This is a genomic window from Streptomyces sp. NBC_01450 (genome assembly GCF_036227505.1).
Lineage (GTDB): Bacteria > Actinomycetota > Actinomycetes > Streptomycetales > Streptomycetaceae > Streptomyces.
On record NZ_CP109480.1, the window covers coordinates 2,737,633 to 2,751,419 of the forward strand.

8 protein-coding genes are annotated in these 13,787 nt (G+C 69.5%); 2 read left to right on the forward strand and 6 right to left on the reverse strand.

Annotation, left to right across the window (positions count from 1 at the left end; genetic code table 11):
* Positions 1–4: 4 nt before the first annotated feature.
* The 3 genes from OG568_RS12540 to OG568_RS12550 all read right to left on the reverse strand — a co-directional run bounded on the left by OG568_RS12540 (position 5) and on the right by OG568_RS12550 (position 5,235).
* Positions 5–280, reverse strand: coding sequence for a SelT/SelW/SelH family protein (locus tag OG568_RS12540; protein ID WP_266428868.1), 276 nt, complete (start codon positions 278–280; stop codon positions 5–7).
* Entirely contained in the window at positions 277–1,191 is a 915-nt protein-coding gene (locus OG568_RS12545; RefSeq protein ID WP_329531531.1) for a HipA family kinase, read from the reverse strand. The genes OG568_RS12540 and OG568_RS12545 overlap by 4 nt, the downstream gene beginning before the upstream one ends.
* A gap of 267 nt (positions 1,192–1,458) precedes the next feature.
* Positions 1,459–5,235 (reverse strand): S8 family serine peptidase, encoded by a 3,777-nt coding sequence (locus OG568_RS12550; protein WP_329531532.1) that lies wholly within the window; start codon positions 5,233–5,235, stop codon positions 1,459–1,461.
* Positions 5,236–5,854: 619 nt separating this feature from the next.
* On the opposite strand from OG568_RS12550, the gene OG568_RS12555 reads away from it, so the two are divergent.
* Positions 5,855–6,823, forward strand: a complete 969-nt coding sequence (locus tag OG568_RS12555; protein ID WP_329531533.1) for a winged helix-turn-helix transcriptional regulator — start codon at positions 5,855–5,857, stop codon at positions 6,821–6,823.
* Positions 6,824–7,270: 447 nt separating this feature from the next.
* Here OG568_RS12555 and OG568_RS12560 read toward each other — a convergent pair whose 3' ends face one another.
* Both OG568_RS12560 and OG568_RS12565 read right to left on the reverse strand, forming a co-directional pair.
* The gene (locus OG568_RS12560) at positions 7,271–7,639 is read right to left on the reverse strand and encodes a cupin domain-containing protein (RefSeq protein ID WP_329536339.1); all 369 of its coding nucleotides are present in this window, start codon (positions 7,637–7,639) and stop codon (positions 7,271–7,273) included.
* Between the two features lie 676 nt (positions 7,640–8,315).
* Positions 8,316–8,579 carry a hypothetical protein gene (locus tag OG568_RS12565; protein ID WP_329531534.1) on the reverse strand — a complete coding sequence of 88 codons (264 nt, stop codon included), beginning with the start codon at positions 8,577–8,579 and terminating at the stop codon, positions 8,316–8,318.
* Positions 8,580–8,703: 124 nt separating this feature from the next.
* Here OG568_RS12565 and OG568_RS12570 point away from each other — a divergent pair, with 124 nt between their 5' ends.
* Positions 8,704–9,534: an SGNH/GDSL hydrolase family protein gene (locus tag OG568_RS12570; RefSeq protein WP_443077861.1), complete on the forward strand. Its 831-nt coding sequence runs from the start codon at positions 8,704–8,706 to the stop codon at positions 9,532–9,534.
* Positions 9,535–9,714: 180 nt separating this feature from the next.
* Here OG568_RS12570 and OG568_RS12575 read toward each other — a convergent pair whose 3' ends face one another.
* On the reverse strand, positions 9,715–13,518 hold the full coding sequence (locus tag OG568_RS12575) for a kelch repeat-containing protein (protein ID WP_329531536.1): 3,804 nt from the start codon (positions 13,516–13,518) through the stop codon (positions 9,715–9,717).
* Positions 13,519–13,787: the final 269 nt, after the last annotated feature.

Genomic DNA, 13,787 nt, shown 5'->3' on the forward strand with positions numbered 1-13,787 from the left:
CGGCTCACTTGTCCGAGTGGCCCAGGGACCTTCCCGGGGCCACTCGGTCGCGTACGAGCTTCTTCACGGCCGTCGGTTCCGGGAAGCCCTGCTCGCGTCGGTCCCAGACCACCTCGTCGTTCACGCGGACGACGAAGACGCCGCCGGTGCCGGGCTTCAGGGACAGCTCGGTGAGTTCCGTCTCGAAGGTGGTGAGCAGCTCCTGGGCCAGCCAGGCCGCGCGGGGCAGCCAGCGGCACTGGGTGCAGTATTCGATCTGGACCCGCTGGGCGTCTGTCATCCGAGGTGCACCGACCAATCCTGTTCCGCCGCCGGTTTGCCGTGCAGGTCGGGGACCCGCTTGAGCCAGTTCGGGCGGCCCTGCTGGGTTTTCGCCGCACGGTCCGCGTCCTCGGCGGCGAGCTGTTCGCGGCTAGGGAAGTCCGTGGGGAGCCAGGCCGCGGACGCCTTCACACGGGCGAGGAGATAGCGGACGTACGCCTCGCGCGCCTCGTCCGGGGTCGCGAAACCGGGTTCCTCCGCGAGCCAGGCGTCCGGCACCTCGGCGAGGACCTCGCGCAGCAGCTCCTCCGTCACCTTGGGCGCGAGCTCGGCGTCGGCGGCGCGGGTGTCCGGGGCGTAGCCGCCGAGGGCGTGGCGGCGGAAGTCGTACGCCTTCTCCGGGGCCGAGGCGTCCCAGCGGTGGTGGAAGACGAGGGCGGCACCGTGGTCGATCAGCCACAGCCGCGGGGGCGCGATGCCGAGGGTGGGCCAGATCATCAGGTTCGAGCTGTGCACCGTGCGGTCCACATTGACCGTCAGTGAGTCCAGCCAGATCACCTTGCCCGCCTCCAGCGGGTCGACGGGGAACGTCTTGGCGATCTCCGGGGTGAAGTCCCTGGCGCCTGGCAGAAAGTCCATGCCCAGGTTGACGCCGGCGCTGGCGCGCAGCAGGTCCTGGACCTCCTGGTGCGGCTCGTGCTCGGCGACGGCCGGGTCGAAGTGGACGAGGACCAGCTCGGGGAAGCGCAGCCCGAGGGCGCGCGCCAGCTCACCGACGATCACCTCGGCGACCAACGCCTTGCGGCCCTGCGCGGAGCCCGTGAACTTCACGACGTACGTCCCGAGGTCGTCGGCCTCGACAAGACCCGGCAACGAGCCGCCCTCGTGCAGGGGGGCGATATAGCGGGTTGCAGTGACCTCAGTTAGCACTTTCCCAGGCCACCTGACTCTCTAGCCTTACATTCCACGATCCACTCCAGACGCCGATCTCCCCGCCCTCCGGGCATCCCGTCAATGACGGTACGCCCCTCGCTCCCGGCCTCCGGCATGAAGTGAGCATAGTAACCGAGCGTTACCACTGGTTTCTTCCGCCCGATGCAGCGGTGAACGCGGCCCAGCTCACGACGGCCCGGAATCAGGCCCGCCCCCCGGGGGGCCGCGGTGCGCGGCTCCACCCGGGGGGCGGGGTGAGGGTGGTTACTTCAGCCCGAAGGCGCGAGTGATGCTCTGGGTCACGCTGTTGCCCCGGTCGTCGTGCGCGGAGGCACGCAGGGTGGCGTACGCGGCACGGGCGGGGGCGTGGAGCATGGTCGCCCAGCCGTCACCGCGGTGGGTGAGGGTTGCCTTCTGCCAGGTGGTGCCGTCGTCGTAGGAGACGTCAAGGGAGACGGCCTTGATCGCCTTGGAGCTCGGTCCCCCGGGGATGTGGGAGGGAGTGATCACGAGATCGGCGTTCCGGTGTGCCTTGCCCGCGGTGTCGGTGTCGACCTTGTAGTCGAGCTGAATCAACGGCAGGACCGCGGCCACGCCAGGCTCACCGGCCGCCGAGGTGAAATTCCACTCGGTCCGTGTGCTGGTGGAGTACGGGTTCGTCCACTCGCCCCGGGAGTTCTCCGAGACCAGCCGGTACGGACGTCGCTCGGAGCTGAGGTCCCCGACCTGGAGATGGTCGGTGAAGGCCTGGGCCACGAGATCGGTTCCCTGGTACAGGGACAGCCCGTTGCGGACGAGCGGGTTGTCGAGGGTGCCGCCCACGTGGCCGCCGCCGGAGTCGCCCCAGCCGTTGACCTCGATGGTGACCTCGTTGTCGATCCTCTGCTGCGACCCCGACTGGTTGTTGAGGCGGGGACGCTCGATCGGGCCGAACCAGTCCACGTGGCTGGTGCTGCCGGCCTGGTAGCTGACCCTCGGCCCCGCCTCCTGGATCTCACCCGGGATCTGGTTCCGTTCGATCCACTGGTTGCCCTTGCCGGCGGAGACCCAGTCGGTGCGCTCGCCCTGGGCCGGAGTCTCGTGGAGGTAGGAGTAGCCCAACTCGAGTCCCCCGAAGGTGACGTCCGAGCGATATTCGGCCGTCCTGTCCGGCTGGTAGTTGCGGAAGGAGACGTCGACGCGGGCCAGGTCGCTCTTCTTCGGCCGGTAGGTCGGGTCGGTGGGTACCCCGTCGGCGTACTGACGGACCAGGTCGTAGAGGTAGTCCGTGGTGCGGCTGGTGACCACGGTCAGCGGGGTCCTGCCGTGCTGGATCCGGGCGATCAGCTCCTCGCCCTCGTCCTGGGTGAGGGTGGCCACCGAGAGGGGCGGCACCAGCCCGAAGGACTGGAAGCCCACCGGCCAGGGGCGCAGCCGGCCCACTCCGTCGTTGACGACGAGCAGCAGCCGAGCGCCCGCCTGTACGGCCGCGGCCGCCTGGTCCTCGGCCGAGACCGTGTCGCTGCGGCGCACCACGGCGACCTTGCCCCGGGCCCGCAGCCCCGTGTAGTCGGACGCGGCGCCCTCACCGGCGAAGACGGCGTCGAGGGTGGCCCGTCCGTCCGGAAGCTGCGCCGAGCCCCGCTGCACCCTCAGGTCGTCGAAGTTCTGAGAGCCCGAGGACACGGCCAGTGCGGGCTCCTCCTTGCGCCAGCGCGCGCTGAAGGAGAACTGACCCTTGGTGACCTTCTTGCCGGTCGGCAGCGCCCACATGCTGTCGTACTTGTACGCCAGCATGTCCAGGGTGCTCATCGAGTAGTGGTTGGCGTCGAAGACCCGTTCGACGTCCATGTGGAACTCGGAGTCGGTGGTCGCCTGGGGAACGACGGCGCTGACCAGTCGGGCGGCCCTGGCATCCAGCACGACCGAGCGGTCCCGGTCCAAGTTGATCTCAGGAGCGCTCAGCAGGGCCTTGCCCAGCGAGTGCGGGCCGTGCGTGCCCTGCACGTCGGCCTTGAGCCACACGGAGTAGGTACCGGGCGGCATCCGCAGGGTGGTCGTGCCCGACGCGCCGATCTCGAAAATGCTGTAGACGTCCTCCCCGTAGACATCCTTCCCGGTCAGGGTCACCTCCCCGCCCAGCGGTTTGCCGCTGCGGTCCTTCGGGGTGAGGGAGAGGTTGTAGCGCTCGGCCTCCTTGCCCCCTCCGACGAGGGTGTGGGCGAGGATCCCGCCCTTGGCATCGGAGGCGTTGATCATGCCGCTGTAGTGGCTGTCCAACGGGGCCTTGTCCAGGTTGACCGTGTAGGTGACCTTGCCGGTGCCGTGCGCGGGCACGGTGACCCGCGGGGCGGACAGGGAGAACACACCCGCGGGCGCGCCAGGGACGTCGACGGCCAGGTCGAGCGTGACGGGTGCGTCGGCGGTGTTGGTGTAGGTCACCTCCTTGGTCTCCTTCTCACCGGGCTGGTGGGGCCACGGCTTGAAGCCGGCGTAGGCGCTGCCGGTCGCGAACAGCGTGTCCCGTACCGCCGCCGCGACGTCCAGGCGGCCGGAGCCGGCCTGGTAGGGGGTGTACTGCGGGGTGGCCTTGGTGGAGCTGATCAGGGCGTCCTTGAGCTGCCGGCCGGTCCAGTCCGGGTGCGCGGCGGCCAGCAGCGCGGCGGCGCCCGCGACGTGCGGGGTGGCCATCGAGGTGCCGCTCAGCGTCCGGTAGTAGCCGTCGCCCTCGGACAGGTGCGAACGTGCCGCGAGCACGTCGACTCCCGGTGCGGTGAGCTCGGGCTTGAGCCCGTAGTCGCCCACCCGCGGACCCTGGCTGGAGAAGTCGGCGAGCTGGTCGGCGCCGTCCACGGCGCCGACGGTGAGCGCCGCGTCCGCGGCGCCCGGTGAGGCGACGGTGTCCGGGGCCCCGCTGTTGCCGGCCGCGATGACGAAGAGCGCGCCGGTCTCCGCGCTGAGCGCGTCGACGGCCTGGCTCATCGGGTCGTTGCCTTCGGACGGGGCACCGCCGAGACTCATGTTGATGATCTTGGCGTGCTGGTCGCGGGCGGCCCACTCCATGCCCGCCAGGATCCACGACTCCTGGCCTGAGCCGCCGCAACCCCCGATGTCGCACACCGTGCCGAGCACCTTGCCGATGTGCAGCCTGGCGCCGGGGGCGACGCCCTTCTCCTTGCCGTCCGAGGCGGCGCCGGTACCGGCGATGGTGGACGCGACGTGCGTGCCGTGGCCGACGGGGTCCTCGAAGACGTTCTCGTCGGGCACGAAGCTGGCCGAGCCGGCGATGCGGTCCGCCAGGTCCGGGTGGCTGTTGTCCACACCGGTGTCCAGCACGGCGACGTCGACGCCCTTGCCGGTGTCGCCTCCCGCCCACACCTCCGGGGCGCCGATCTGCGCGGTGGAGTCGGCCAGATCGGCCTTGACCTTCCCGTCCAGCCACACCTTGGCGATCCCGCCGGCGAGAGTCGGCTTCCCACCGGCGGCGCGGGCGCCGACGCCGGCGCCCTCGGTGAGCGCGGACCAGAAGTCCGCCGAGCGCTCGTGCTTCTCGGTCAGTGCGGCGCCCTGGATGCTGCCGAGGGTGCGGACCTTGGACGCCCCGGAAGGCACCGCCTGGGTGCGCTCGCGGGCAGCGGCCTTGGTGTAGTTGACGATCAGCGGGAGTTGGCTGCTGTGCGCGTTGTCGTAGCCGTCGGCGAGGAGCTGCGTGACATTGAACAGGTTCTTGTCGAGGACCCCGGCGGAGACGTACGGCAGAGCGGAGTCGGGGTAGACGTAGGTGTCCTTTCCGACCTTGTTGACCTCGAAGTCAATGGCTTCACCGTGTGGTCCCTTGACCTCCGTGACCTCCGTGGTCGCGGCGGCGGTGGTGACGGTGTCTCCGGTGATCAGAGTGACGGTGCGAACGGCGCCGGGACGGGCTCCGGCGGTGTCCGCGGCGTTCGTCGCCCCGGACGTGGTGGCCGACGCGTTGGCGAATGACGGCGGGATGACCGTCAGGATCGCCAGGGCAGACCCGAGAGCTATCAGCCTCGATCTGCGGGGGTATGGGGTTGACAAAGGGAACTCCTGTCACGAAGAGGGGACGAAGCGCCGAAAGAGCGTCAAAAGGCGTTCCGGAGGCTGCCGTTGTAGGTTTTGGTCGCGGTGGTCCGATCAACCGCCCTGGTGGCCACCACGTCATGGGCGGTGCTACCGCTCTCGGTGACGCGGTTGTGCGGCCACCGGGCCGGACGACGCCTTGCGACCCGCAAGGACGGTCACCGAATTGACGGCGTTACCGGGAGGACGCCGGAGGCCGTCGTCGACAGTGTCGACAGTGTGAACAGTGTGGTTCCGCTCCCGAACCCATCGTTGGTCACGAGAGACGCGACCACCGGCGGCAGGGACCGTCTTTCTTGAGTTGAGGCACCTTCAACTCCCTTTACGCGGGCGCGGCACAGTCTTCGCGGCAGACAAATCGGGTGAAGTGACGAATCGGCGGAGGATCGGACGGCCGACGCCGTGGACCGATCACGGAGGTTCTGGGATCGCGCAGCAGGATGGTGTGGACGATCACAGTTAAAGCTTGTGGCCGGGAGATGTACAGATCACAATCGTGTCGGAAATCGCCAGCTGGCGAATCGCGCCATGACCGGCCCGACGGCCCGCCGGGCGGAGACGACCAGGAGGACCCCCGGTGCTCGGTACCCTCGGGATCAGCGAGTTCGACGAACGGCTCTACCGCGCCTATCTGGCCAAGCCGGACCGGACGGCGCGGGAGATCGCCGAACACCTGGGCACCACACCCAGCCGGATACAGCACGCGGTGGCCCGGTTGGTGGAACTGGGCCTGCTGCGAAGAGAACGACACGGCCAGTACCGGCCGGTCAGCCCGCGGACCGCGTTGAGCGCGCTGCTCGCCAAGCGTCGAGCCGAAACCGAGGCGGCGTTCGCCGCGGTGGGGGACACGGTCGATGACCTGGCAAGTGAGTACCGTGCCAACCGGCTGCAGGGGAATCCGAACGAGCTGGTGGAAGTGATCACTGGTGAGGCGGCGGTCACCCTGAGGGTGGCCGAGCTGACCCACTCGATCCACACCCACTTCTGGGTGCTTGACCGACCCCCGTACCTCGGCCCGTACAGCAATGAGTTGGAGGAGACCTTCACGATGGACCTGCTGGGCCGCGGCGTCGACATACGGTCCGTCTACACCCCCGAGGCGCTGGCGCAACCCGGCCGATTCGAGCTGATCAGCCGCCTGTCCACGCTCGGCGAGCAGGCCCGGCTCCTGCCGTCCCTGCCGTTCAGGCTGCGGATCATGGACCGTCGTGTCGCGCTGGTCGCACTGATCGCAGGACGGTACGACAGAATCGTCGTCGTCCATCGGTCGGGTCTGCTCGATGCAATCCTCGAACTGTTCGACACCTACTGGCAGCGGGCACAACCCATCGCCTCAACGGCCCCGAACACCCCCGACCAGCCGAGCGCGGAAGATCTCCTGCTGCTGAAAATGCTCCAAGCGGGCTACAAGGACCAGGCGATCGCCCGACAACTCGGCACGAGTGCACGCACCGTGACCCGCCGGATCGCCGCGATCGCGTCCCAGCTCGGCCTCGACACCCGCTTCCAGGTGGGCGCCGAAGTCGTCAAGCGCGGCTGGATCTGAGAGGGCTCAAGTGGCGCCGGGACGCCGCAACCCGCCAGCGACCCGGGCTCGACATCGCCGAAGACCCCGGCCTGCTCAAAGCGGCCACTCCCGAAACCTGTCTACCTACCTGGCACTGCGAGCGGACGACCTCCCACACACCAGTGCCGCCGGCCAACTCGTGCGAAGTGGCCCTCAGTCGGGCAACTGAGGGCCACCTTTCACCGTCGCGCGATTCTCCGCCATGAGCCGCTGCACCTGCTCCGCGACGAGCTCCGGGCCGGTTCCAAGGGGCATGTCCTCCGTGGGCCGACCACACCCCTGAATGGAGATCGGTCTCGAAGTCGTGCCGCTTCGGCCGGCCGGACCGTGCAGCGCGGCCGGCCCCGGAGTCGGATCCGCTGGTCAAGACCCTCGGATGCCGGAATGCCGGGGGAGGCGGGCACGGAGCCGGCCTCCCCCGCGCGGTCAGGAGCGAGGTGCGCGACGGTCCCGCCGCTGCTCGAGCTCCTCCGCGCTGACCGGGATGAGCATCGGCTGGCCGGGGGCGCAGAACATCGTCACGACGAACGCGGACTCGGCGTCGGCGAGGTTGTTGCCGTCCTGGTAGTGGATGACGTCGCCGCCCGGCTCCCAGAAGGTCTCGCCGGCCTTGAGGACGCGCGCCGGCTCACCCTCCAGTTCGAAGACCATCTCGCCCTTGAGGACATAGCCGTAGGCAGGGCCGGAGTGGCGGTGCGGCGGGGCGCCCTCACAGCCCGGCGGGAGGGTGACCAGGAGCGTCATCGCCTCGGCGCCCTCGGGTATCTGCGGTGCGCCGGGCACGGACCCGATCATGTCGATCTGGGGCGGCGGTGTGGTCGCGTTGGGGTTCTCGATGTGGTGGGAGTGTTCGGCGCTCACGGACTTCCTCATCGTTTGCGGTCGGTCGATTCTTCTTACATCAGTGAAGACAGAGTGGAGTCGCAATGTGTGACAGTCCTCGCCCTGTCGGACGGCGACGCCGACGGGGCGGCCGCACCTTTCTCGCGGCCGCCTATGATGCAGATCTCGCACCGACTCCCGCACTCTCCAGGAGATCGGGACCGGACCTACCCTGTTCGCCGATTCCTGAGCGGCTTACGATCACCCTGCACCTCGCCTCCGCTCCGTTGTAACGAAAGAACACCCCGGCCGGTCGAGCGTAAGAGGCATGGGCAGAATGTGAGTTGTGGAATCCGGCCGACGCAGGCAACTTCAGAGGGGGGAAGATCTCATACGTCGGCCGGACAGTATGGTGAGCAATGAGCCATCACCTCTCGGTACTGCGTCGCTCGCCCATGGTTGACGACATGTAATGGCGATCTGTGGACGCTTCGCCGTCCTCGGACGCGATAACTTCGTACATCCTGGGCGCCTCGTTCGCCGGGCACGCACACTCATGATCCAAGGATCATCAACTCCCCGTCGACACAGGGCAGTCAGGCTGGTCAGCGAGGTCGCAGAAGACCGCCCGATCCCGCCGCGGCCGGGCTCAAAACCAGGTCGCACAAGGAGTAGTCACACGCAATGTCAGCGAGTGGTCGAGGTCCTGGCTCTTCACGGTCGCCCGCAACCCGGTCATCGAGAGGTAGTTCACCAGACCTGCTTCCTCAGGCCGACCGTCGAGGAAGTCTCGCGGGCAATCGGCATTCCGCCCAGCACCGTGCGGCATGGTTCCCTCGGATTCACGAACGGCGTAGTGGCAGGTGAAAAGAGCCTTCCAGAAGCTCTTCTGCTCACAGCGCCGCTCGCGCATCCACGGGTAAGAAAAATCACCCCGAAAGTCAAGGAAACAAGTGAAGCCACGTTCCTTTGGTATCTCTCGTCGGCGCACGGTCGCGCTCGGCGCCGTAGTCGCCTCGGGCGCACTCGCCTTCGCGATGGCGTCGTCCGTGCCGGCATCCGCGGCGCCCCGGCACGTCGGATCGCTCGACTACGTCGCCCTGGGTGACTCCTACGCCGCCGCTCCGGGCGTCCCGGAGCAGATAGACCCCGCGTGCGCCCGCTCCAACAGCAACTACCCACACCTGGTGGCCGCGCGGAACAAGGCGGTTCTGACCGACGTGAGTTGTTCCGGGGCGACCACGGCGGACCTGGCCCTCGCCACGGGCACGGCTCCCGCCCCGTACGACGCCCTGTCCCGTAAGACCGACCTGGTGACCGTGACCATCGGCGGCAACGACATCGGTTTCACCTCCGTGCTCGGCCACTGCGCGAGCGTCGTCTCGAGCAACCCGGCCGGGAGCCCCTGCCGCGACGACCTCACTCAGGGCGGTACCGACCAGGTCGAGCAGAGCATCGCGGCCACGGCATCGAAGATCTCCCGGGTGATCGCCGAGATTCACCGCCGGGCCCCGCACGCCAGGGTGGCCATGGTGGGCTACCCCTCGCTCTTCCCGGACAGCGGAGTGGGTTGCACGAGTGCCAGTGTGCCCTTCGCCGCTGGCGACTTCGCCTACCTCCGGGACAAGACGAAGTCCCTCAACTCCATGATCGCTCATCAGGCCAAGCGCGGCGGAGCCACGTACGTGGACACGTACACGCCCACCATCGGCCACGACATGTGCCGGCCCGTCGGCGAGCGTTGGATCGAGAGCCTCGCTCCCCAGACGCCGGCGGCTCCCGCCCACCCGAACGCGCTGGGCGAGCAGGCGATGGCGACGGCCGTGACCAACGCGCTCGCCAAGTGCGGCGGAGCCCACCGCGCCTGACCCTCCCCCTCCTGGGTGTGAGAGCCGCGGCACGCCACCCGTCACCACCTCCGATGGTCCGCCTTCGCGGGCCATCGGAGTGAGCGGGTAGGTGCGGCGGGGTCACAAGCTCGGAAGCACCGCGCCCCCGGGCAGGCGACATCGCCTGCCCGGGGGCGCGGCCGTGCGGCCTGAAGAGTGTTACGAGGTACGGTCCTTGACGATGTGTACGCGCACCGGAATCGGCGGGACCCAGTACGGGGTGTCGCCGCGGAGGATCAAGGAAGCCGTCCAGTCACCGGGCCGGCCCATCTTGCCCGCCAGCAGCGTCACCGTGAACGAAGCGCTCTGCCCCGGCCGCAGTGTGAGCCGGTGCGGGGTCTCCGACAGCCAGGGCACGTCCGACTCGGTCTGGTCGTACCCCGGAAGCAGTGCCGCGGTGGCCGTCGGAATGTACCAGCGGGTGTCGGTGGTGCCGCCCACCCGATACAGGCCGAGTGCGCCGCCACCCCGGTAGACCGCGGTGGGGGCGTCGGGCAGCGCGCTCCAGGTGTTCGTGCCCGGGTCGTAGGCGTAGCCCTTCGGCGTGGCCACGCGGGCGGCGCCGACCAGTGTGGCGCCGCCGGACACCAGCAGCCGTCCGTCGGCGGCGGCGTAGGTGCTGCCGGCGAGCCCCATCGGCATGTCGGCCAGAGGCTGCCAGCTGTTGGACGCCGGGTCGTAGACGTAGGAGGCTGTGGTGGGGGCATAGTCGGGTCCGGAGCCGCCCGCGCAGTACAGCCTGCCGTTGATCGCGCCGCATGAGGCCCAGCCGATCGACTGGGGGTAGTCGGCGGCCCTGGACCACTTGCCGGAGCCCGGGTCGAAGACGTACACGCTGTTCGAGCACCCGGTGTTGGTGCATCCGCCGACCGCGTAGAGCCGCCCGTCGAGTACGGAGCTCGCCGCCCCGAAGCGCCCCTTGGGCATGCTGGGGCCCTTGGTCCAGGTGTTGTGGGCGGGGTCGTACACCTGCATGGTGCGGCTCACCGCCTCACCGGGTCCCTGGCCTCCCACGGTGTACAGCCGGCCGCCGATGAGGCCGTGAGCGGTGGCCATGCGGGCTTCGGGGGCACTGGTGCCGCGCGTCCAGGTGTGCGCCGACGGGTTGTAGACGTAGAGGCCGGCGACGGGTTCGTAGCCGTCCGACGATCCGAAAACGGAGTAGATCTTGCCCCGGTAGCTCTCCACCGCGTTGTCCATCACGACGACGGGCAGGTCGGGCAGCCCGCGCCAGGTGGTGCCCGGGGTGCCGGTGCCAGGTCTGGTTCCCGTGCGCTCGCCGATGCGCAGCGTCGCGGGAGCGGTGCCGGTGTTCCGTACGGTCACCTTCCGCACCACCGTGCCGTGCGGAGCGGTGGTCGCCGCGATCCGGGTGGTGCCGGCCGACAGGCGCCCGGCCTTGAGGACGAACGAGCCCTTGGTGACGTGGTTCTCAGCCGCGGCGACCGTGTGGGAAGCCGAACTGTAGGAAGGCTTGGACGCCACGAAGGTGTGACGGGCGCCGCCCCGGACGAACAGCCGGTAGAGGCCGTCGCCGACCCGCGGGTCACCGGTGGTGGCCACCGTCGGCGCCGAGGGCCCGCTCGTGGTACCCGTGCGCACCACGGCGCCCACCAGCCCGCGTCCGGTGTTGGCGTCGGTGACGGTGCCCGTGAGCACACCGCCGCGGACGGGCGTGACGACCCGCTCGGCGACCGTCACGTCGTCTACGGCCCAGAGCTTGCCCGGACCGGTGTAGTGGAAGCGCACCTGCACCGCGGCCTTCCCTGCATAGGCGGTCAACGGGATCTCCACCCGGTCGAACGACCAGGCGTCGTCCATGTGCCAGACCGTGGTCCAGGTCTTGCCGCCGTCGGCGGTGACCTGCACATCCCCGGTCTGTTCGGCGGATCCCTCGTAGTCGTTGCTGAACGCCAGCTCGGGGACTCCCTCGTGACGGAGGTCGTAGACCGGGCTGACCAGCAGGGTGTCGAGTGCCGTGTCCCAGCCGACGTGGTCGTTGTCGGCGACGGCGAAGCCGCCGGAACCTCCGGTGTTGTTGCCCCGGCCGCCCGGATCGTCGAATGCCCAGCCGTGCCCGGTGCCCGCGACGTCGACCACGCTCCAGCCCTTCGGAGCCTGGGCCGCGGAGTCGAAGGACTGGGTGTCCAGGGTGTTCACCTTCAGGGTGTAGGCCGGGTTGCCGCCCGCCCAGGTGTCGACAGGCAGCGCCAGCCCGAGGCTCTGGTCCGCGTCCTTCACCGCCACCTTCCGTACGAGGGACTGGTAGTGGGTGTCGTCACTGACGACCCGCAGGGTGTAGGTGTGGTTCTCGGGCAGGTCCAGGCGGTACGCCCCCGTGTAGGCGTCGGACCACACGGGCGCACCCGGCACCCCCTCCACAGTGATCTTCGCGTGGAGCGGCCAGCCGTGACCCGAGCCGTCGGTGACGGTGCCCGAGACACGGTGGACGGCGAGCTTGCGCAGTCCGAAGTCCCGGTTCACGGCGCCGCCGTCGATGATCTGGACGTCCGCCGCCTCGCCCGACGCATAGCCGTAGACGGTGACTTGGACGTCGTGGCTGCCCGCCGGCAGGGGCAGGGTGTAGCGGCCCTGGCTGTCGGTGGTCGCCGTGTAGACGCCCGCTGTCACCTCGGCCGCGGCGACCGGTGCGCCCGTGGCGGTGTCGGTGACCGTTCCCGAGAGCGTGCCGTGCGCTCCCATGCGGAAGCTTGACAGTCCGTCAGGGGTGCCGAGACCGGTGGGCCCGTCGTAGCCGGTGCCCGCGGTGCACAGATACGCCGGTGAGCACTTCCCGTTCGAACCCGTTGTCACATCGTGAAGTCCCGAGCCACCACCGGCGTACGGGTAGGCATCGGGGTATGTCCCGGCGACCGGGGTGCCGGCGTTCGCGTACACGCCCGCGATGATCGGTGCCGAGGCGCTGGTGCCGCCGGCCACGCCCCAGCCGCCGGACTCTCCGTAGCTGTCGTAGACGGCGACACCCGTGGCCGGGTCGGCCACGGCGGAGACATCGGCGACGGTACGCCCGGGGCAGCCGGTGTCCTTCTGGAAGGCCGGCTTGGGCTCGTACAGGGAGCAGCCGGAACCGGTGCCGCCACCGTCGTGGCTCCACACCGACTCGGACCAGCCGCGGGAAGCGGTGGAGTCCTTGGTGAGCGTGGTGCCGCCGACCGCCGTGACGTGCGGGGACGCCGCGGGATAGGAGACGCCGTAGCGGCTGTCGCCGGAGGAGGCGACGATCGCGACGCCCGGGTGGTCGTAGTGCGCGTCCGCCGACGACTCCGCGGGGTCCTCGGGGTAGAAGGCGTAGTTGGTGCCGTAGGAGTTGGAGACGTATGTGGCGCCGAGCGCCACCGCCTGGTCCACGGCGGACCCGAGATCGTCGGCGGTGGGCTCGTCGGCCTCGACCAGCAGGATCCGCGCGTTGGGGGCGACAGCGGAGACCATGTCCAGGTCGAGCGAGATCTCCGTGGCCCAGCCGGGGTCCGGGGCGGGATAAGTGGTTCCGCCGCGCTGGTCGACCTTGGTGAAGCAGCCGTCGGCGGTGGTGCAGGCGGGCAGCCCGTACTGTGCGCGGTAGACGGCTAGGTCGGCCTCGGCGTTCGGATTGTCGTAGGCGTCGACGATGGCGATGGTCTTGCCCGCCCCGCCGTTCGCGGGCAGACCGTAGGCGCTGAGCAGGTCGGCCGGACCGAATCCCTCAGGGGCGTCCTCGGCGGCCCGCAGACCCTTGTGCGCCTTGACATCAGTGCGCAGCAGGCCGAAGCAGGTGAGCTCGTGCGGCTTGGCCGGGCCGCAGAGCGGCGCGACATGGCCGGGCGGCTCATGGGTGGACGAAGACGGCTTCGCGGCCTTCTCAGGGACGTCGGCCTGGGCCTGGTCCTGGGCGCCGAGCACCGTCAGTAGGACGGCACTCAGCAGAGCGGCACCGACGGCCGACCCTCTCCGTCGGCGTGGCACGGGTCTGTGCGATATGGACAACACACCACTCCTTTGAACTTCTTGAAGGCAGAGGCTCACACCGCTCCCGACAGGTGAGTTGCGGATCCATCCGGAAAAGTTCACGGAGCCCACCGCTTTTTGATCCGACTTCTGGCCCTGCTCGCCCCCGTGCCCGCCGCCGAGCCCGCGCCGAACGCCATCGCGTCCTCGCCTTCCACGGCGGCACCCGCAGACCCGCCTCCCGAGCGTGACAGTCACCCGCGTGGCGCTCTCCGCCGGCCTGAACA

Bases quoted from the DNA above. Each gene is read 5' to 3' on its own strand.
- OG568_RS12540 (WP_266428868.1), bottom strand. From the start codon at position 280: ATGACAGACGCCCAGCGGGTCCAGATCGAATACTGCACCCAGTGCCGC.
- OG568_RS12560 (WP_329536339.1), bottom strand. From the start codon at position 7,639: ATGATCGGGTCCGTGCCCGGCGCACCGCAGATACCCGAGGGCGCCGAG.
- OG568_RS12565 (WP_329531534.1), bottom strand. From the start codon at position 8,579: ATGCGCGAGCGGCGCTGTGAGCAGAAGAGCTTCTGGAAGGCTCTTTTC.
- OG568_RS12570 (WP_443077861.1), top strand. From the start codon at position 8,704: ATGGCGTCGTCCGTGCCGGCATCCGCGGCGCCCCGGCACGTCGGATCG.